This window comes from Acrocarpospora macrocephala, from assembly GCF_009687865.1.
Lineage (GTDB): Bacteria > Actinomycetota > Actinomycetes > Streptosporangiales > Streptosporangiaceae > Acrocarpospora > Acrocarpospora macrocephala.
Map to the genome: position 1 here is coordinate 149,643 of NZ_BLAE01000007.1, position 20,705 is coordinate 170,347.

The 20,705-nt window shown below is 70.2% G+C and carries 13 protein-coding genes; 5 read left to right on the top strand and 8 right to left on the bottom strand.

The genetic code is table 11. The annotated features are described in order from the left end of the window. The first annotated feature begins 46 nt into the window (after window positions 1-46). The 3 genes from Amac_RS06475 (at window position 47) to Amac_RS06485 (ending at window position 7,614) form a co-directional block, all read left to right on the top strand. Window positions 47-2,107 (top strand): CATRA conflict system CASPASE/TPR repeat-associated protein, encoded by a 2,061-nt coding sequence (locus Amac_RS06475; protein WP_155353393.1) that lies wholly within the window; start codon window positions 47-49, stop codon window positions 2,105-2,107. 26 nt (window positions 2,108-2,133) lie between these two features. Continuing rightward, on the top strand, window positions 2,134-3,258 hold the full coding sequence (locus tag Amac_RS06480; RefSeq protein ID WP_155353394.1) for a macro domain-containing protein: 1,125 nt from the start codon (window positions 2,134-2,136) through the stop codon (window positions 3,256-3,258). A gap of 759 nt (window positions 3,259-4,017) precedes the next feature. Further along, on the top strand, window positions 4,018-7,614 hold the full coding sequence (locus tag Amac_RS06485; RefSeq protein ID WP_155353395.1) for a CHAT domain-containing tetratricopeptide repeat protein: 3,597 nt from the start codon (window positions 4,018-4,020) through the stop codon (window positions 7,612-7,614). Here the strand turns inward: Amac_RS06485 and Amac_RS06490 are convergent. Both Amac_RS06490 and Amac_RS06495 read right to left on the bottom strand, forming a co-directional pair. Then, a complete protein-coding gene (locus Amac_RS06490) occupies window positions 7,606-10,467 on the bottom strand; it encodes a CHAT domain-containing tetratricopeptide repeat protein (RefSeq protein ID WP_155353396.1) in 2,862 nt (953 codons plus the stop codon). The two genes, Amac_RS06485 and Amac_RS06490, sit on opposite strands and share 9 nt — an antisense overlap. A 5-nt stretch (window positions 10,468-10,472) precedes the next feature. Then, on the bottom strand, window positions 10,473-13,592 hold the full coding sequence (locus tag Amac_RS06495; protein ID WP_155353397.1) for a CHAT domain-containing protein: 3,120 nt from the start codon (window positions 13,590-13,592) through the stop codon (window positions 10,473-10,475). Between the two features lie 158 nt (window positions 13,593-13,750). Between Amac_RS06495 and Amac_RS06500 the strand changes: the two genes are divergently transcribed. After that, window positions 13,751-15,337: an alkaline phosphatase D family protein gene (locus Amac_RS06500; RefSeq protein WP_218040902.1), complete on the top strand. Its 1,587-nt coding sequence runs from the start codon at window positions 13,751-13,753 to the stop codon at window positions 15,335-15,337. Window positions 15,338-15,342: 5 nt separating this feature from the next. On the opposite strand, the gene Amac_RS06505 is transcribed toward Amac_RS06500, so the two are convergent. Both Amac_RS06505 and Amac_RS06510 read right to left on the bottom strand, forming a co-directional pair. Next, a complete protein-coding gene (locus tag Amac_RS06505) occupies window positions 15,343-16,296 on the bottom strand; it encodes an HD domain-containing protein (protein WP_155353399.1) in 954 nt (317 codons plus the stop codon). After that, window positions 16,293-16,604: a PadR family transcriptional regulator gene (locus Amac_RS06510; protein ID WP_155353400.1), complete on the bottom strand. Its 312-nt coding sequence runs from the start codon at window positions 16,602-16,604 to the stop codon at window positions 16,293-16,295. Before Amac_RS06510 ends, Amac_RS06505 begins: the two co-directional genes overlap by 4 nt. Before the next feature lie 405 nt (window positions 16,605-17,009). On the opposite strand from Amac_RS06510, the gene Amac_RS06515 reads away from it, so the two are divergent. Then, window positions 17,010-18,065 carry an acyltransferase family protein gene (locus Amac_RS06515; RefSeq protein WP_170322354.1) on the top strand — a complete coding sequence of 352 codons (1,056 nt, stop codon included), beginning with the start codon at window positions 17,010-17,012 and terminating at the stop codon, window positions 18,063-18,065. Window positions 18,066-18,171: 106 nt separating this feature from the next. On the opposite strand, the gene Amac_RS06520 is transcribed toward Amac_RS06515, so the two are convergent. The 4 genes from Amac_RS06520 to Amac_RS06535 all read right to left on the bottom strand — a co-directional run bounded on the left by Amac_RS06520 (window position 18,172) and on the right by Amac_RS06535 (window position 20,681). Then, window positions 18,172-18,729, bottom strand: a complete 558-nt coding sequence (locus Amac_RS06520; RefSeq protein ID WP_155353402.1) for a hypothetical protein — start codon at window positions 18,727-18,729, stop codon at window positions 18,172-18,174. 182 nt (window positions 18,730-18,911) lie between these two features. Beyond that, entirely contained in the window at window positions 18,912-19,403 is a 492-nt protein-coding gene (locus Amac_RS06525) for a CBS domain-containing protein (protein WP_155353403.1), read from the bottom strand. Then, window positions 19,400-20,269, bottom strand: a complete 870-nt coding sequence (locus Amac_RS06530) for a universal stress protein (RefSeq protein ID WP_155353404.1) — start codon at window positions 20,267-20,269, stop codon at window positions 19,400-19,402. Before Amac_RS06530 ends, Amac_RS06525 begins: the two co-directional genes overlap by 4 nt. A gap of 130 nt (window positions 20,270-20,399) precedes the next feature. Beyond that, entirely contained in the window at window positions 20,400-20,681 is a 282-nt protein-coding gene (locus tag Amac_RS06535) for a PLDc N-terminal domain-containing protein (protein ID WP_155353405.1), read from the bottom strand. Between the last annotated feature and the right edge of the window lie 24 nt (window positions 20,682-20,705).

Genomic DNA, 20,705 nt, shown 5'->3' on the forward strand with positions numbered 1-20,705 from the left:
CATTTCCCCGCGGCTGCCCGCCGCGCTCGTAGCCGGGGAGTGGACGATGAAAACGACCGCGGCCGCTCTCCTGGTGGCGGAGCAGGAACTCGTCGCGCATTTATTTGTGGTCGCGGACGGGCGGTCCCGCGACGGCGCCGGCCAGACTATCGATCTTTTGATTTCGCGGGCCGAGGAACATCTGCGTATGACCGATCCGATCCCGCTGAACGGAGGCCCATTCGATGGCGTGGTCGCCCTCCGGCAGAGCCCGGATCGCGACGCTCAGATGGTGATGCGCAAAGAGAACGGCGTCCTGCGCGTGTCGATCCTGCTCGCCGCCTCGAAAAGCGCCGTCGATGAGCACGAGGCGCCGTGGCGCCGTATGGACCGGCTGCTGGACGCGGTCATCGGGGACGTGACCGACGGGCTCATCGGCGTCGCTCGCCTCTATCTCGGTAAACGCACCGAGAAGAGCCTTGTCATGGAGCCGGCGGAGACCGGTGCGGCGATCGCCGCCCTGCTGCCGGAATCCGGCCAGGAGCGGGGCTGGTGGCAGCGACCCTCGTCGGCCGTCCACGGGCTGACCGCTTGGGAGTTGACGCCCCGGCTGAAAACGCGCACAGAAAGAAGGATCGTGGTTCTCGCCGCTCCCGACGGCGATCGGGAGCTCAGCGTATGGACCTGGTCCGACGGGAGGCCGCTGTTTCCGCCGTTCGCCCGCTACCTCGAGCACGTCGCGAAGGTCCGCTATCAGGCGCGCGTACACGCGTGCGCCACCCCGGTGAGCGAGCTCTGCGAGCGGATCGACGGTGGCATCCTCGAACTTCAGGGGCTGGTGAACGCCGGGAGAAGGACGAACGGGCCGTTCGTCCCGACGGACGCGGTCAGCCGTGGGCTCGCCACCCTGCGCGCCGACCAGACGCAGGTGGCGACGCGGGCCGCATTCCTCAAGACCATGCATCGGACGGTCAAGATCGCCAACACGAGCGCCCAGGCGGCGCTCGGCGGCGACGCAGCCGGCCAGGGTGCCCTTTTCCACGACGACAGGGAGCTCGGCGCCTGGTTCGAGCGGCAACTGGAGGACGACATCTCTTACTTGGAATCGGCATACGAGGGCGCGGCCCGGATGAATGAGAGCCTCGGGATGCTCACCGTCCCGCACACCCCTGCCCAGACGCCCGCCGCTGATCCGGTTCTGGGCATCGTCACGGCGATGCCCGAGGAGTTCGCGGCCATGTACGTCATGCTCCAGGACCGGACCCGGGTGAATATCGCCAACGACCGGGCCGACTACATCCTCGGCACCCTGCCGGGGCCTGAACCGGACACCCCCCATCGGGTCGTGCTGACGCTGCTGGGCGACGTTGGCAACGATCTCGCCGCCGACGGCTGTGCCAACCTCGCCCGGAGCTTCGGCTCGGTGGCGCTGATCCTCATGGTGGGCATCGCGGCCGGGGTGCCGGACCCCGAGCACCCGGAAAGGCACGTACGGCTCGGCGACATCGTCGTCTCCACCTGGGGGATCGTCGACTACGACCACGTGATCGACCGACCCGGCGGCGCGGTTCTCCGCCAGCCGTTCCCACGGCCGTCCCGGCTTCTCGCGCACCGCGCGAACTGGCTCGCCGCCGAGGAATTGCAGGGCAGGCGCCCCTGGGAAGAGCTGCTCGCCCGGGCCGCGGAGACCGACCTGCCGGAATTCGCCCGGCCGGATGCGGCCACCGATCAGCTCTTCCTCGCCGACGAGTCTGCGCATATCGTGCCGCATCCGGACATGGGGCTCAGCGGACATCGGCCCGGATGGCCGAAGGTGCACTACGGCCACATCGGGAGCGCCGACCGCTCCCTGCGAAACGCCCGCGTACGCGCCGACGTCGCCGCCCGGTACAACCTTCGCGCTCTCGAGATGGAGGGCAAAGGAATCGGGAACTCCGGGTTCGCCAACGGCCTCGAGTGGCTCGTCATCCGCGGCATCAGCGACTACGGCGACAACCACACCGGCAGCCTCTGGCGGAAGTACGCCTCGCTGGCGGCGGCGTCCTATACGCGGGCACTGCTGGCCGTGTGCCCGCCTGTAGCGCCGCGCGGCGGGCACACGGGAACGGCCCGCGCGTCCGCGGGGTGAACCCATGCCTCAGAGAAGTCGAGCCGATGAGTGACCTGTTCACGGAGTTGATTCAGCTGCGTCCCGGCCGTGGTGTCCTGGCCGCCAACCTGGTCGCGCGTATCGGCCCGCTGTTGCGCGCCCGGGCGGGGATCGACGACTCCGACGGGCCCAGGGAGGTCAGCGAACGCTTGATCACCTACCTGGAGTCCCTGGCCGGCACGTTGCCGCCCGACCTCGCGCTGGCCTTCCGCGTCGGTCTCTCGTTACATCCGCAAGCCCAGTTCCGCTTTCTCGACGAACGCATGGAATGGCTCGCCATGCAGCTCGACCGGGACGCCCGCACCGCCAGACGCCGTTTCGACGAGGCCGCCCGCCTGCTCGAGCTGAAGAGCCGGGAGGCCGACGGGGCCGTGTCCATGGCATCGGGGTCCATGGCATCGGGGTCCATGACATCTGGTCCGGCCGGGCTGCCGGCCCATCAGACCGAATACCTCTACCGGCCGCAGGCGCTGGCCGAGACCTCGGACATCCGCATCGGCTTCATCACCGGAGACATCCGGCGCGTCAAGTGCGCGGACATATGGGTGAACCCCGAGAACACCCGCATGGAAATGGCGAGATTCGAGGAGCACTCCGTTTCGGCCATCATCCGGTACCTCGGCGCCCGGCGCGACGAGACGGGCCAGGTGGTCGAGGATCGGATCGCCGACGCGCTCGTCCAGAAGGTGGGACGACACGGCCAGGTCGCCCCCTGCACGGCCATCGCCACCGATTCGGGAAATCTTCTCGGCAGCAACAGGGTCCGCTCCATCGTGCACGTGGCGACGGTCCAGGGAGAGCCGGGCGCGGGATACCGGCAGGTGCACGACATCGGACACTGCGTGACCAAGGCCCTCGATGCGGCGGAGAGACTGGCCGCCGCCGAGCCGGCCCACACGACCATCCTGTTCCCCATCCTCGGCGCCGGAGTGGGCGGCGCCGAGCCGACCGGGACGCTCCGGACGCTGGTCGGCGCGGCCCTGGATCACCTTCTGACGGTCCGGGGCGGTATTCGGACCGTTCTCTTCCTCGCCTACAGCACCACGGACTTCATCGCCTGCCGGACCGTTTTCGAGGACAATCCGCAGTTTCTCGCCGACTTCGGCCAGGCTCATGGTCACCATCACTGACCTCAGCCGATAACGCCGCCCAGCTGTCCAGGAACTGTCCAGGAACTGTCCACAACACCGCGAAAGCGCGTGGCAGCATATGGCCAAATCACTTTCGGTCATGGCCGGAGGATGCGGTGGCCATATTTGGCTATGCCGAATCCTGTCAGGAAAGATGGGCGATTTCGAATGGCCGGTGCCATTCGGATTTCGCCCGATCCTTTTTCGCCGGGCGTTCCGACCGGCGGCGCGCCTTCGCCGTCTCCGTTAGCACTCCCCATTCTCGACAGAAAGCGGCTGGAAAATGAATGACACGCATGCCACCACAGCGCACGGAATTCCCGGCGCGGTCGCGCCAGGCGAAAGCGGCGGAGCCGGAACCAAGCGCGACTCCGCCGTCGGCGGCGCCGCGGCCGGGACGCCATGAAACGGGACATCAGGAAAGGGAGCCGATGAGCGGCCTCGGCGTTGATTCGGTGACAGCCTGGAGGACCTTCTCACGTCCTGAGCCGCTCACCGCCGACACCCGGACCGGGTAGACCAGGGAGCCGTCCGATGCCCTCAACCGGACGGCTCCGATCCCCCACCTTCGGGACCCAATCATCGCCTGTCGCCGGTGCAACAGACAGGACGAAAACTGGGACGAAAACTGGACAAAAAGGCAGTGGCATTGGAGTGCCGCGTGAGCTGCCCGGCAGACGAGAGCGCGGCCCACGAGCATCCTGAATCAACGACCTGATGCCCTTCCAAGCGGACCGCGCGCCCTGTTGCATGTGTCCTATGGTTCCTGCGGACGTGCTCGTCTGGGCAGCCCGTGAGGATCTGTCCGGCCAGCCGGGGAAGATCTTCGCCGCGGCGGACCGCGCGGGCGACGTGACGGTCTGCGTCTTCGCGTGCCTCGCGGCCGGAGAGCCGGGGCGTGCCGCCCAGCTGGCGCCGCGAGCCCCCGAGGGCCTCCGAAGTCTCATGGGCGTCCTGATCACGCGCCTGGCCCGCGCCTGGTTTCCGGGCAATCTCTCGGGCGACGACCTGACGGCGGTGCGTTACCTCGGCCGGAAACATCTCGACACCCTCGGCCTGGACCGGAGCGACTGGCTGGTCATGTGTCCCATGGCAGAAGTGGGCATGCTGCGGTCGACGGTGATGGGGGCCGCACGGGTGGGTGTGTCGCAAGGACGTGCGGCCGCGCACCGATACGGCGACTATGTGAACGACTTCATGGTGCTGGCCCGCGACCATGGCCTCGACCGCTACGTCGATCTGCTGAGCTGTCTCCAGGCCGAGCTGCTCGGGCTGGGCGGGCTCCCCGAGGATTCCGTACGGCTGGCCGAAGCGGTGCTGGAGCGGAGCCGGCGCGCCGCGGATCATTCCATGGCGGCGCGCGCCCGGCTGCTCATCGGGGACGCCTACGCCACTCCCGGCAGCTCACCGGAGATTCTCGGTCTCGATTTGGGCGACCTGAACCGTTCGCCGTCTCCCCCGCCCTCGGCCAGGACGCGGGAGCTCGCGCTCGCGGCCTATCGCGACGCGGAGGAGGACTTCCACCGCGCGGACGCGCCGCGCGGTCGCGCGGCCGTGCTGGTGCGGCGGGCATTCCTGGAACGAAGCGCCGGCCGGCCCGGCTCCGCTCGCGAGCTTCTCGACGGCGCCGAGCGGCTCTACGCCGCGGCGGGTGATGTCGCGGGCGCCTATCTCACCGGAACCCATCGGGTGCTGGCCGAGATCGATGACGGGTTGTTCACTGCAGCCGGAGCGGAGCTCGCCGGTGACCTCGGCGGCTGGGCGGCAGCCGCCGGCAGCCCCAGCCTGACGTTGGGTCTCTCCCGCCTGATCCGAGCGGTGGGCAGGATGTGGCGCCACGGCGGCGAGGTGGAACGGGCTCGTGCCTGCCTCAGCCTGGCGGCCGACATCGCCGTCGCGGTCGGCGACGCGGCGGAGGAGCGATCCGCGCTCGGCGATCTCAGCGACCTGTACGCCTCCCTGAACAGCCGCAAGCCGACCGTGGTGCTGCTCGAACGCGCCCTCGACCGGCGGCTGCGCGGCCTCGGCGGCTGGGACGCCCTGCCCGGCGTGGACTTCGCGCTCTGGAGCGAGATCGCCGAGCTGACCGTGTTCCAGACCGCGCAGTTCATGGACCTTCGGGACGCGGACGGCCTGCGCCAGTCCGGGCAGCGGATGCGGCGGCTCGTCGAGCATCGCCCGGAAGGCCGGGACACACCGCCCCCGGTACGGAATCCGGTCATCCACGGGGACCTCGCCATGCGGGAGCTGGAGCGCTTCGGGCTCGGCAGGGTGACCGCGGCCGGCGAACCGGTGCCCCACCAGGACTTCGCCGTGCCGTTGGTCGCCTCCCTCGCGGGCAGCCTCATCTCCCAGGTTCACCTGACCCGGTGCATGGCGCCGCTGATCGAGGCGAAACGGCTCCGGCGATCCGGCTCTCCGGCCGAGGCCGACCGCCTCGTCGAGGAGGTGCTCGCGCTCGCGCGCGATATCGGCACCGAGGGAAGGCCGTACGCCGTCGTCGCCCTGTCCTGGGCGGGGCGGCTCGCCGAGGCCCGCGACGAGGTCCGCGCCCTGGCCGCGGAGGCGCCGGACATGCCACCCGCGAGGCACGCCGAACTGCTCGTCGCGGCGCATGCCTATCAAGAGGCCCGCACGCTCCTGCGCGAGCGGGGTCAGGACCCCTCATTCGCCGGCACGCTGCCGCGGCGCCGCCACGTCCTGGCCGCGCGGATCGCCCTGGGCTGCGGTGACGTGACCGGGCCCGCGGCCTCCGGCGTGCTCGCCGAGCTGGAGAGGGACATCGACGAGTTCGAGCGGCGGTTCGCCGCGTTGCGGCGGGACGCTTATCGCACCTCCGTCTGCGACGACGCCGAGATGGGAGAGACGTACTTTCTCGCCGCCCGGCTCGCCAGGGCGGCAGGCGCAGCGGGCTCCGGCCACGAATACGGCGGGCGGCTGCGCGCCCTTCCGCTGCATGACACCTTGGCGGACTCCGCCGCGATCAGGGACGCGCCGCCCGCTCATGCGGCGGTGCTGCTCCGCTGGCAGCAGGCCAACGTCGCGTGGACCGCCGCCTTCGAGCAGGTCGCCGCGCTCCGCCCGGCCTCGCCCCAGGAACACTTGGACGGCGTACGGGAGGCGCAGGAACGGCTGGATGCCGCGCAGGCCGCCCTCGAGCAGGCCGAGCGGGCCGCGCTCGACGCGATGCCCGGCATCCTGCTGCGTACTCGACGGGTCGCATCGGTGAGCCCGGCGAAGCCGCCCCCTTTGGAACTGCCCGGCGGCACCCTGTTGCTCGACTACCTCGTGGGCGCGGATCGTACGCTGGTGTGGGCTCGCTCACGGGATCGCGTACATGCCTGGGAGCTCGAGGTGGACGGCGACGAACTGGCCGGGATGGCGAGTCGCACCACGCGGAGCTTCGCCGGACGATCGCTCCCGGAGGACGGCGAGGGAGCGGCGGATGAGCTGGCCGCGCTCCTTCTCGGCCCCGTGCGCACCATGCTCGAAGATCATGAGCGGGTGCTCGTCGCGCCGTCAGGCGCACTCGCTCTCGTGCCGTTCGGCGCGCTCGACCTCCGCCCGGCCACCCCCCTCATCGCCGAGCACACCATTTCCTACCTGCCAGGCGCCGAACTGCTGGACAGGCTCTCATTCCCATGGCGGCCGGCCGCCGAAGGGGCGGCGCTCGTGGTCGGGGACCCCAGGTTTCATCCGGAGCGCGGGCTGTCGCGGCTGCGCGGGGCGGGCGTCGAGGCGTACCACGTCGGCGGCCTGCTGGGCGTGACGCCGCTGCAGGGCGGAGCCGCGCGCAAGACGGCGGTACGCGACCGGGCCATGGGAGCGCGGATCCTGCACTTCGCCACGCATGGCCTCATTTCCCCGCAGGCGCCGACGGCATCGGCGATCGCGCTGGCCGGAGCTGACGAGCTGACCATGGCCGACCTCGCGGGACTCGCCCTCCGCGCCGACCTGGTCGTGCTCAGCGCCTGTGACACCGGCCAGGGAGAGCCGACATTCGGCGGTGAGCTGGTGGGGTTCACGCGCGCCCTGATCGCCGCCGGAGCGCGCCGTGCCCTGGTCTCGCTCTGGCCGGTCCACGACCGGATCACTTGCGTGATCATGGAAAGGTTCTACCGGCGGCTCGCCGAGGGCGACACTCCCGCGGAAGCCTTGTCCCGCGCCCAACGCTGGACGAAAGACCAGCCCAGCACGGACCTGGCCATCCGGTACCGGCGCCTGGCCGCCGCCGCCGGCAAGGCGTCCGCGGGCGGTTCGCTGACGCGCACGCGCGATGGGTCGGCCCCGGCGGGAAGCGGCCCGGCCGAGGGAACCGGCTTCTGGGCGCCGTTCATCCTCGTCGGGTCACCCTGACGCCCCGCTGTGAATGTAGGCGGCCCAGGCTGACGGATGATGCGGAGCACGTGAGCGGAGTGCCAGGAGGGCGGCGTGCAGGGCCGTCGAGGCACGGTCGGCGTCCACGCGTCCCCCCAGGGTCACGCCCGCATAGAAATCACGCATGACCCGGCTCGCCAGGCGATCGGGAATGGGCCACAGCGTCCCGATCACGTGCCGGTAGCCCGCAAGCTGGAACGCGGAGGTGATGTGGATCGCCTCGTCGGCCAGGGCCACCGCCGTCCGGTTTGTCGCGCACGCCGACAGATAGGCCAGGTCAGCCGTGGTCAGCCGTTGCCGGGCGATGTCGGCCACGGTGAGCAGCCGGCCGTCCGCGTCGGGGATCACCAGCGCGCTCTGGGAAGGGCTCGAGTCATCGGTGACGGCGTGGCAGGCGATATGGGCCCAGCCATGCGTGACCAGCGCGGTCAGCACGGCCGATCTGGTCGCCTCGTGGCCCTCAATGATCTTCACTGGAACCGGGAGGGCCGCGCTGACCAGGTGGGGCTCGCGCCGCGCCGCCGGAAGCGGTCGCTGCCCCGGTGCGGGGGGTGCGCCGATGGCGAGCACGCTCGTGGTAGGCACGGGGGACCGGGAGCGCGCGTGAGCCAACGCCCTCAGGGTCGGCACCGAGGAACATATGGCCAGGTCGAGCAGGCCGACGTCTCCGTCGGCGGGCTGCGCCGCGTGCAGCGGGAGGAAGGTCAGCAGCCCGGTGGCCACCCAGTAGAGCCGGATCGGCGCCGGCAGGTCGAGTTCCGCGAGGACGGGCGCCGCGACCGCCCGCCATAGCCAGTCCAGTACGCCCGACAACTCCACTTCCGCGATTCCGCCGGCCCCCTCGTCCAGGCGGGCCACAACGGCGACCTGTTCCACCAGGGCCGCGGGCTGGAGCAGCGGAAGGTGCACGTTCCGGACGCCCTGGGTGGTCAGGATGAGCGCGTCCGAGCGCAGCTCGCTGACGTTCACCACCACGATCGGACCGTGTTCTGCGAGCGGCAGCAGGTCCGCGAGCGCGGGCGGCCGCAGGAAGCGCGCGAAGCGCGGCACCGCGCGGATGCGGTCGACGACGTCGGTGAAATCGGCGGCGTGCCGGCGGCGCTGGGCGCTGACCGCGGCCGGCGCGGCGTCCAGCGGAGTCGGGGCGTCGAGCAGACGGCAGATCCGGTCGAATCGTTCGGCCAGGTCGGGCATGTGTTCCCGCAGGTCCGTCAGCTCGGTGCGGGCGTCGATGGCCTGGCCGAGCAGCAGCCCACGGCCCTGTTCCAGCAGCGTGAGCGCCTTGCCGGGGTCATCGAGCTGGAGCGCGCAGGCGGCGGCGTCACTGGCGATCATTATGTGGCGGGCCAGCTCCCGTTCCTGATCCTCGCGGCCGAGCTCGCGGGGCGCCAGCAGCCCGAGCAAGGTGATCGCCTGTTCCAGGCCCGCCAAAGCGTCGATCCACCGGCCGGCGTCCGCCGCGACCCGCCCCCAGGCGGTGGCCGTCGCCACCCGGATCCGCGGGCGTACCCCTTCCAGCCCTGTCGCCCGGCGGAAGTCTGCGATGGCTTCGGCGCGCAGCTGTTCCTCGTGCGTCCGCTCGAAGAGGTCGAAGCGGGTGCCCGCCAGGTTGGACAGGTAGGCGCCCAGGTCGGGATGGCCGGGCGGGCATTGATCGACAGCCTGCTCGTACGCCTGGATGGCCTGGTCGGCGGCGGCCCGCTCCTGGCCGAGGCGGAATCGGTCACGCAGCACGTTGCCCAGGTTGCACAGGTAGGCGGCCCGTCGTGGATGCCCCTCCGGAGTGACGCGCACCGCCAGCAGGCACACCTCGATCGCCTGGTCCAGGTCGGCGTGCCCGCCGGTCTGGTCGGCCTTCATCCGCAGGGCGGCGCCCAGGTTGGACAGCCGGCCGCCGAGGCCGGGATCGTCCTCCGGCGTACGGTCGACGGCGGCGCGGGCCGCGACGACGGCCTCCTCGATGTCGCCGGGATCAGCCGTCCGATCGAACCGGGTCAGGAAGGCGGCGCTGAGGTTGGCCAATCTGCCTGGCAGGCCAGGGTCGTGCCCGGCGGTGGCCACGACGGCGGCTCGGCCGGCGTCAAGCGCTTCGTCCAGATCGCCGCCGTCCCCGGTGTGCTCGTAGCGCGTCTGGAGCGCGCCGCACAGGTTGGACAGGATGCGCGGCCGATGCGCGGCGGCGCCCCCGGCGGAGGCGGCCAGGCGGCCGAGCGCGATCGACTGGTCGAGGTCGGCCCGGACGCCGGTGTGCTCATAGCGTGCCTGGTAGGCGCCGGCCAGGTTGGCCAGGACTCCGGCGCGTTCGAGGTAACCCTCCGGCATGGCGTCGACCGCCTGCCGGCACGCGGCGATCGCCGCGTCCATGTCCCCCTCGGCGCCCGTCGCCTGGAATCTGATCCGCAGGCACAGTCCCAGGTTCGTCTGCACGACGACGCGCACGTCCGGGCTGAGTGCGGGGATCGCCGCGACTCGCCGGTTGAGCTGGACGGCCTCCTCCAGGTCCGCGTCCTGGCCGGTGGTGTCGAAGCGGATGCGCAGCATGTTCGCCAGGTTCACCAGGACGGCGACCTGATCGGGGTGGTCGTCGGCGCAACGGGCGACGGCGCCGCGGTGCGCCGCGACCGCGTCGTCGAGGTCGTGACGGTCACCCGACCGCTCGTACCGCTGGTGCAGCGCGACCCCGAGCGTGGAGAGCACGGCGGCGTCGGCGGACGGTTCCGCCGCCAGCCGGCGCAGCAGGTGGACAGCCTGGTCGAGCAGTCCGTCGTCGCCCGTTCGCCAGGCGTGTTCCAGCAGGTCAACGGCATCGTTGTACGCCGTGGAGTCCGTCATGATCTCTACGCGCCCATGTGCACATACACTGCCCAAGCATAAGGATGCCGGGAGTAGCGGTCGCGCAACCGCCGGTTCGCGTCGTGCACCGTCCACGGCAGCCGGCTGAGATCGTCACTGTCCGCCAGTCGTCCGTACACCGCCTTGCTCATGTGCAGAGCCGGACGGTCGATGACCGGCCACAGGGTGGCGATCACCTGCCGGAAGCCGGCCACGAGCAGGGCCGACGCCAGGTGCATGGCCTCGTCCGACAGGGCTGGACCGGTGCGCGCGGCCTCGCAGGCGGCCAGGAACGCCAGCTCGGCGCCCGGCAGGCTCAGCCGCGCGAGGTCCACCGCGGCCAAGGAGCCGCCTTCTTCGCCGGTAAGTAACAGGCTGCTCTTGGACGGATTCACCAGATCGATTCTGGTGTGGCAGGCGAAGTGCGCACGGCGGTGCTGAGGCATGGCCGTCCGCACCGCGGCGCGCGTGGCACCCGCACCGACAAGGGCGGTGACCTTGCCAGGGAACAGGTCGGCCAGAAGCCGTGCCTCCTTGGCCGCAGCGGGGAGCCGCGGCGCTCCGATCATGTCCGGAATCGCCACAACCATGATCTCCGCGACATCACGAGCCGGCTCCGGTGGCCTCCGGGCATGGGCCAGCGCCGCGAGCGTGGGCACGGAAGAGCAGACGATCCGATCCAGCAGGTTCATGGCGTTCTCCCGCGACGCCGGGTCGTGCCGTCCCGCGGCGTGGAGAGGCAGCAGGGACAGCAGTCCGGTGGGACACCACCACATCCGCGGCGCCCACGTGTCCGTTCGCGCCAGGCTGCCCATTCGCGCCAGGCGGTCAAGAACGGGATGCGCGATGGTGTCCCAGAGCCACGCCAGAATCTCGGACAGGTCCGCTTCCGCCCCGACCGCCTCTTCCTCGGTGGACTCCGGCGACCGGTGCGTCTCCAGTGCGACGAGGAACCGGCCCACTTGGTGGCGTACGGCGTCCGGGGTCAGCCCGGGCAGCCGGAGCTCGTCCAAGCCGTCGCGCGTGAGCAGGAGCGCGTCCGACCGCAGGCGGCTCACATTGAGCATGACGATCGGTCCCGGCGCGGCCAGCGCCCGGATCGCCACCTCGTCCGGCCACTGTTCCGGTGGCTGCGCGGAATTCTCACCGGCGAGCGCGTGGCTGAGCACGAGGCCGCGGCCACGTTCGAGCAGCTGGACGGCGGCGAGCGGATCACCGTTGTTCAGGGCGCAGGCGGCGGCGTCCGTGCCGAGGCCGCCGAGGCGGGCCAGTTCGAATTCCTGATCGGTCGTGGGGAGGTCACGAGGCGCGACGGTGCGCAGCAGCCGTACCGCCTCGGCCAGCCCAGCCACGCCCTCGGCCCAGTCCTGGGCGTTCGCCGACCAGTTTCCCCACCGTGCGGCGGCTCGAATCCGGACGGCCGCGGGCCCCGCGGGCACGTGGGCCGCGCCGCGTGCGGCCGTCACCGCCTGGGCCAGGTCGCCGGTGTCGCCCGTGAGCTCATAGCGGGTACGGATGGCGACCGCCAGGTTGGCGAGGCAGGTGGACAGGAAGGGGCTCGCCGACGGACAGGCCCGGACCGCCTGCTCGCCCGTGCCGACGGCCGCGTCCAGGTCGGCGACGTCATGGGTGGCCTCGTAGCGGGTCAGCAGGGCATCGGCCGTGTTGGACAGGTACATCGCACGGCGCGGGTGGCCCGCCGCGACCGCCACGGATCGGCGCCCGGCCGCGATGGCCTCGTCCAGGTGCGCCTGTCCCCCGGATGTGCCGGCGGCCTGGCTCAGCAGGATGTTGCACAGGTTGGACAGCCGGCCCGGCAGATCCGGATCGTGTTTCCCCGAGCCGGTCACGGCCTCGCGCATCGCGGCGATCGCCCGATCGAGGTCACCGGCGACGCCCAGGCGCTGATATCGGGAGTGCGCCGCCAGGCCAAGGTTGGTCAGCGCCATGAGGCGTTCGGGGCGCCCGGACGGCAGGAGCCGCAGCGCCGCCTCGCCGGACTCCACGGCCTCGTTCAGGTCGGCCGATTCGTTGGTGTAACGGAAACGCGCGCGGAGGTTGTCGCAAAGGTTCAAATATGCGGCGGCGCGGACCAGATCCGTCGCGCCCGGCTCCGCCACGGCCTGCCGTGCGACGGCGACCGACTCTTCCAGCTCGGCGTATCCGCCGGTCCCCTCATAGAGGCTGTACAGCGCGGTGGCCAGGTTGCACGCCCGGGCCGTACGCTGCCGGTGCCCGGCCGGCGTCATCTCGACCGCCTCCCGGGCCGTGTCGACGGCCTGCCGCGCGTCCTCGACGCTGCCCGTCCATTCGGCGCGGAACCGCAGGGCCACCGACAGGTTGGACAACCGGTCGGCGCGGACCGGATCGCCCACCGGCGTGGCCGCAACGGCTTCCCCGCTCAGCGACACGGCCGTGTCGAGGTCGTCCCCTTGCCCCGCGCAGTCGAAGCGCCGCCGGTACGCGACCGCCAGGCATGCCACGGCGACGAGCCGGCCGGGGTCTCCGCCGGGGAAGGCCGCGGCCGCCTGCCGGGCCGCCTCGATCGCCTGGTCGAGGTCGGCCGCGTCACCCCGGCATTCGTACCGCTGCTGAAGGGCGATGGAAAGGTTGGTCAGGCATGGGGCGTACTCCTCGTCGTCGAGCCCTATCGCGCCGACGACCCGGCGAAAGAGACGAACGACCAGATCGGCGGCGTCGGCGTCGCCCGTCTGGACCGTGTGGTCGGCCAGGGTGTGCGCGAGGCCGTGCCAGATGTCGTACGGCCTGACCACGCCCGGCCCCACGGTCGCGAAGAACTCGGCGAGTTCGGGCGGCACCCGGCTCTGGTCGGCCGTCCACACCGGGGCCAGCAGCGCGAGGGCGGGGATGAGGTCCCGATCGTCGTCCTCATCGTCGCGGTGACCGCTGCGGCACCACATGAGCAGGCCGGTCACCCGGGCGACCGCCAGATCCTGCGCGGCGCCCGGCACGTGGACGAGCAGCTCACCGGTCACCTTGAGCGCGTCGGGCGACAGAACCGCCTGGTCGTCCCCGGACGCGTAACGGCGCACGCGTTCGCGGACGTCCTCAAGCAGCCGCTCACGTGCCTCCTCGCCAAACCCGGGCACTCGAAATTCGTTCACAACGCAAGCCTGACACCGGGCTTCGCGCAATCCCCCTCGAAGCCACCGATGTCCCGTCCGGAACGCCCGTGCCGTGTTCACCGGGCTTTCGGCGAGGCGCTGTTTCTGTGTCATGCCGGAGATGCTGGGCGGTCGGCGGGGGGCGATGTCATTTGGTCGTGATCGCGAACTCCGCTGCGCAGTCCCGGCCGGACCGTCGCCGTTTCCTCGGCGGAATCGGGGCCGTCGCCGGACTGGCGGCTTTCAGCCAGGTGCCGCTGGAGGGCAGTGCGCTCGCCGCCCCGCGCGTCCGCGGTGGCGAATACCCGTTCAAGCTCGGCGTCGCCTCGGGCGATCCGACGCCGTACGGCGTGGTGCTGTGGACCCGGCTCGTCCCCGAGCTGTTCAGTCCCGACGGTGGCATGCCGAGCCGGCCGGTGCCGGTCGACTGGCAGATCGCGCTCGACGCGGGTATGCGGAAGGTCGTCAAGCGGGGCACGGTGTCGGCCCTGCCCGAGCTGGCGCACTCGGTGCACGTCGAGGTCGAAGGGCTCGAGCCGGATCGGGAGTACTACTACCGCTTCCGTTACCGCGGCGACGTCTCCGAGGCGGGCCGCACCCGTACCGCGCCGCGCGAGCACGGCGCGCTGGGCGCGCTGAGCTTCGCGTTCGCCTCCTGCCAGGACTGGACGCACGGCTTCTACTCGGCCTACCGCAGCATGGCCGAGGAGGATCTCGATCTCGTGATCCACCTGGGCGACTACGTGTACGAGTACGGCATCCCGGCCGACGGCGGCGCGCGCCAGACCCCGACGCCGGACGTGCTGCGCGAGGGACCCACCGACCTCGACCGCTGGCGGATGCAGTACGCGCTCTACAAGTCCGACCCGGACCTGCAGCGCGCCCACGCCCGCTTCCCGTGGCTGGTCACCTGGGACGATCACGAGGTCCAGAACGACTACGCCGGGAACTACGACGGCACGATCAGCGCGTCCCGCGTGGCGGCGTACAAGGCCTGGTACGAGCACCAGCCCGTGGGCCGCCGGTCGCTACCGCGCCGGGACGGATCGCTGCTGCTCTATCGCCGGCGCGGCTGGGGCCGCCTGGCCCAGCTCGACGTGCTCGACACGCGGCAGTATCGTACGGCGCCGCCGTGCGGCTGGGGTGAGGCGCCGGCGTGCGACGCCGGCAACGACCCGGCGAAGGGGACCATGCTCGGCGCCACCCAGGAGAAGTGGCTGCTCGACGGGCTGCGCGACAGCAAGGCCCGCTGGAACGTCATCGCGACGAGCGTGATGATGGCGCGCCTGGACCACGACGGCCCGACCGGCGACATCATCTGGCACGACGCGTGGGATGGCTTCCCGGCCTCCCGCAGGGCCATCACCGACACCTTCACCGCGGCCAAGGTGCGCAACCCCGTGCTCGTCGCCGGCGACTGGCACTCCACCTTCGTCAACGACATCACGAGCGACTTCGACAATCCCGACTCGCCGGTCGTGGCGACGGAGTTCGTCGGCACCTCCATCAGCACCAACGGCGACGGTGAGGTGTACGGGCCGTACTACGGGCCGATGATCCAGTGGAACCCGCACATCACGTTCTTTGACGGCGATCGCCGCGGCTACGTCACCTGCCGGCTCAATGCGGACGAATGGCGGACCGACCTGCGGATGGTGCCGACGGTCAGCCGGGCGGACGCGGCCGCGACGACCTTCGCGTCGTTCGTGATCGAGGACCGCAAGCCGGGTGCGGTGAGAATCTGAGGCAATCAGATGGGCTCGTCTGGTTGGTCGAGACCGAGTTTCTTGCGCAGGCAGGTGACGCCGGCGTGGAGGACGGGAGGCACGGTGATCAGGATGACCGCGGCGTCGCCGAGGCTGTTGCGTGCGGTCTCCACGATCATCCAGCCGAGCAGCACGGTCAGCGGGGTCCAGGTGCGCAGGTCTGTCCGCAAGATCCAGCGGAGAACGGTCAGGGTGTGCCGTGTCGGGCGGCGCAGGGTGAGAGCCAGAGCGGGCATGCTGAGGGCCAGCCTGAGCGCGAAGCGGGTGCGGGTCCGGCGGTCCCGCAGCACGTCGAGCTCGCCGAGCCATTCGTCCAGATAGCTCGCTCTGACCGCCGCTGGGAGGAGCAGCGCGCCGAGGGCGAGCATCTGGTACGTCGCGCCGGTGTCCCCGGGGAGGTGGGTCAGGCGGTCGCGTGCGATCGATTCGAGTTCGTCGGCGATGGCCCGCAGGCCGAGGCGCCCGGCCAGCGGTGCCACGATGTCCAGCGTCTGCCGACTCTTCAGCCGTTGTTTCTCCTGGTCGAGGTGCTGGATGGTGCGCATGTTGTGGAGCCGGTCGAGCACCTTCAGGGCGAGGGTGCGGTCGTCCGCGGCGTCGATGGCCGCCTGATCGTGCCTTTGGTCGAGCTCGGTCATGCTCTGGACCAGCGTGGCGATCTCGTCGCCGAACTCCGCGCGGAGCTGTGCGGCGTCGCATCCGGTGTCCTCGATGACATCGTGGAGCAGGGCAGCGCAGACGGTGGCACAGTCCAGGCCGGCGTCGATCGCGATCTCCGCCACGGCGACGGGGTGCGTGATGTACGGGTCGCCGCTCTTGCGCACCTGGCCCGCATGGCGACGGGCGGCGAACTCGTAGGCGCGCTGGATCCTGTCACGCTCCGCAGCCGTGAATTCGGCGGGCAGCCGGGCCAGCAGCGGCTCCACCAGGCCGGTCATGACGTCGCCGGCCGGAGGTTCACGGCCGGTCCGCGGGACCGCTCGGCTCGCTCGATGGCGGCGCGAGCCCGAAGCGCGCCCTCTTCGGTCAGCGTGTAGTAATACCGGGCGCGGCGCCCCTGGGCCAGGTGCTCGGCCGGGGACTCCTTGCGGCGTTCGATCCAACCGAATTCACGCTCCAGCCGGGCCAGGATCGGGTAGATGGTGCCGCTGGGCTGGCGCGTCTTCTCGCACAGTTCCAGCCCGTAGCGGCGCTTGGCCGGGTCGGACAGCATCTCTTCCAGCACGAGCATCGTCTGCAGGGTCATTCGCGGACCATCCGTCATATGTCGGACTCTAGATATCCAACGCGGAACGTGACATCACCTCACGGGTGATAACCATCTGACCAGTCGCCAGGCCGGATCAAGGCTCCTGATCGCCGCCTGGTGGATCTGCTCGATCTTGTTCACTTCCGGCATTCTCCAAATCCGCGGTCCAGCACATCATGATCGGCGATCACTCGCTTCAAGGGGATTGAAAGTTCACTGAAGGCGGATGGAGCTATTTCTAAATATGCCCAGATCGAAGGCTTTTCAGAACCTCGGATTCGGCGAAAGACCACCCTTGTGAATTGAGGCGTGTGCGTACTTATCCGCATTGCGGATTCCGCCATCCTCATCGTCGCCGTACCGGAACAGATTTGCCCTACTCACCGGGAAGGCGTGATGGAGATGGCAACGGCGACCACAGTCGAAAGCACGAAGACCCGGGCGGTGTGGGCGGATGTCGCCAAGGGCGTCTGCATCCTGCTGGTCGTGCTCTGGCACACGGTCAACAAGCACTACCTGCAGGTGGACTGGAAGATCGGCGGGGCGATCCCGGCCATGTGGGGATTCTTCGGCGACCAGCTGATGACCCTGCGGATGCCGCTGTTCTTCACCATCTCCGGCATGTTCGCGGTCAGCGCCTTCCACCGCCCCTGGCGGGTGGTCGTGCGCTCCCGCGTCGCCAAATTCCTCTACCTCTACCTGGTCTGGATGCTCATCCACACCGCGATCCTGTGGTTCACCCCCAGCTTCGACACCCTCAGCGCCCGCAGCCTCGGCCAATTCGCCGAACAGCTCACGATCACCCCGCCCAACCTGTGGTACCTGTACGCGCTGGCCCTCTACTTCGTGGCCGCCAAGGCGCTCAAGCGGGTGCCGGTGCCCATCCTGCTCGGCGCCGCCGCCCTCCTGGCGGTCGTGGCCGCCGCCGACCTGATCGCCACCCCCGGCAACCGCGGCTCCCTGCTCCAGAACTTCGTGTTCTTCCTGCTCGGCCTGCACCTGCGCCCGCACATCGAACGCCTGACCCAGCACACCACCTGGCGCCGAACCGGCGCGATAGGCGCGGTATACGCGATCGCCCTGCTGGCCATGGCCGCCACCGCCACCCAGCAAACCCCCACGATCTGGACGGCAGTCTCCCTGATCGCCACCGTGTTCGGCCTCAGCGCCGCCCCCCTGGTGGCCCGCTGGACCCACATCGGCGCGGCCCTGTCCTGGCTCGGCCGCCGCACGCTCCCGATCTACGTCATCCACATGCCGATCCTGGCCCTGCTGCACGTGACCCTGATCGGAAAGCTGTCGAACGCGAGCCCGGCCGTACAGACCGTACTCGCCGTCGCCTACCCGGTCATCGTGACAGCACTGCTCGTGGCACTGTGCCTGCTCGCTGAGTACGGCCTGAAGGCGGCCCGGGCGACCTGGCTGTTCGAACTCGCCTCACGACGCACTCGAGTCTGACTCCCGGTCACGGTTACCTGCTCGGCGGTCAGCAGCGCGATCGCGCCGATCCGGGCCAGGTAGCCGCCGAGTTCGTCCGCGTAGGTTCGCATCGTGATCACCGGATTCAGGTTTGGCGGGGTCGGCGCCAGCGCTCGCCGGCCACGACCCAGGCCGCGCTCCACTGGGCGTACCGGCCGCGGTCAAGGAGGAACCGGGCCAGCGTGTATCCGAGCCACACGAAAAGGAGCACGCCGAGCTCCAGTCCGAAGGCGGCGACCGAGGTCGACATGATGGTGTCGGCGTGGTCGCGCGGCCGGGCAGTCACCCTGTTGCCCGCATCCACCCACACCTGGTACGTCATGCCGACCACCTGGACGCGGGGCGCGACCAGGCCGGTGACCTGGGCACCGTCGTCCCGCTGCCACTGCAGAGCACCCGTCGGCGTACGCGCCAGAGTCACGGTCACGGATTCACGGACCCCGGATCCGGACAGCTCAGCGCGCAGGCCGCGCTGGTAGACCGCGGCGCTCACCACGGTGACCGGCCAGATCGACAACAGCACCAGGCCGATCGCGAGGGCCACGACCAGCGCCTCCCACCGATCCGATGGGCGTCGCAGTGGATTCCTGTCGGGGCGGTAGAGGCGCACGCGCCTCATGAGCCAGCCGGTCCGGGCTGTCATGACACACCTCCGAGATACCTTCGTCCCTTCACACGATCGGGGCCGGCGGCGTGCCGGACGAGTGCCGCCCGGCACGCCTTGCGGGGACTTTCGGCCTTCGTCTCACGTGCTGTCCATCGCGCCGGCGAGCGATTCGCCTCATCGGCACCTTGTGGCCACGCGCTCGTCCAGAAGTACCGCCTTTAACGGCGGCCCGATTCATCATTCGATTCCGGGCTCACCATTTCGATACGGAACATCGCGGAATTGACCTGTCCCGTCCCGGTGGTCGTTTCCAGCCGACCGGCGACTGCTTTGAGAATGTCGATTGTCGTGATGATGCCGGTAATCCAGCCCTGCTCGTCGACCACGGGGAGCGCGTCCCTGCCCGAGTCGAGCATCAAGGCGGCGACGTACGCGATCGATTGATCCTTCTGGATCCGGGGCAGCCTGCGGTCGTTCAGGAAATCGCGGGCTTCCCGTTGTGCCAGGTCATTCATGGCGCCCGACCAGCCCATCGCCAGTTCGTGCAGGCCGAGGATGCCATGCAGGCGGCGGCCCTCGTCGACGACCGGAATATGGTGGATCTTCGCACGCCGCATCACCTCCCACGCCATCAGCGGTGATTCCTGCGGCGTGATCGTCACCACGACGCGGGTCATGATGTCGGCCGCGGTGAGGGGGCGCGTGGTCATCGCTCCTCCTGGTACGGGCGGACAACGGCGACGGGACACGACGCGCCGTGGAGGACCCCGTGGCTCACCGAGCCGAGCACCGCCGAGCCGAAGGCGCCCATCCCGCGCGAGCCGACCACCACGAGGTCGGCCAGACGCGACGCCTCGTTCAGCGTGGGGATCGGATGGCCGGTGAGGAACGACTCCTCGACCTTGACGTCCGGATTCCGCTCCCGCCACGAGGTCAGGCGGTCGTGGACGTCAGCCACCCGATCGTTGAAGACGCCTTGCAGGAGCTGGCTGTAACCGATCGCATAAGGGGAAAAGATGAGCTCCTGCCAGGTGTAGATCACCTTCAGACCGGCTCCGCGCCTTCTCGCCTCGCCGAAGGCGTACTCCAGCGCCGCCTCGGAGTGGTCCGACCCGTCGTACCCCACGACGATCTCCCCGTACGAGACCGGGGCCATCTGCCTGACGACCACGATGGGTCCGGGCACGTGGCCTGCCACGCCCAGCCCCACCGATCCGAGCAGCAGACCGGCGAAGCCGCCCATGCCGCGGCTCCCCACCACGAGGCAGTCAGCCTCAGCGGATTCGGATTTCAGCTGCTCCACGATCGAGCCGGTGACCATCCTGGTGACCACGTCGAGGTCCGGGACTCGCTCGCGGGCCCGCTCCTTGGCGGCGGCCAGGATGTCCTCCCCGTGCCGGGTGGCGGCCGCGGTCAAGTTGTCCAGGCCTCGCAACGCCAGATCGCCCGACCAGGGATCGCGTACATGGACGATCTTCAAAGTCGCCCCCCTGCGCACCGCGTCGTCCACCGCGTAGTCGGCGGCCAGGGCAGCGGACGCCGATCCGTCCAGACCGACAACGACCAGTCCAGCCATGATGATCTCCTCTGCAGGCTCGGGTTCCCCTTCTATGGGACCCTGCCGGCACGACCGCGAACTGCGGGCGAACGTCACTTTCCCAAGGGACCTTTGGACCACCGGCGAGTACCGGTTCCGGAGATGATGATCACCCGGCCGGTCCTCCGCTTCGCCTCCTGGCCATGATCAGGTAGGCGATCGGGCCGAAGGGCTGGATGACCAGAACCGGCCACCACAGCGCCTTGCGGCCGCGCAACCGGCCCTGTGGCCGGTAGAACAGGTCGACGGCGGCGGTCGCGGTCAGGGAGAGCTCGACCGAGGCGAGCACCAGGATGGCCGCGCGCTGCCGCTCCGTCAGATCCGCCCACCGCTTTCGTGACCCCGCCCGGCCACCAATACACCGACCGCCGCCATTCGCACGTACAGCCATGAGTTCTACCTCCCGCATCACCAC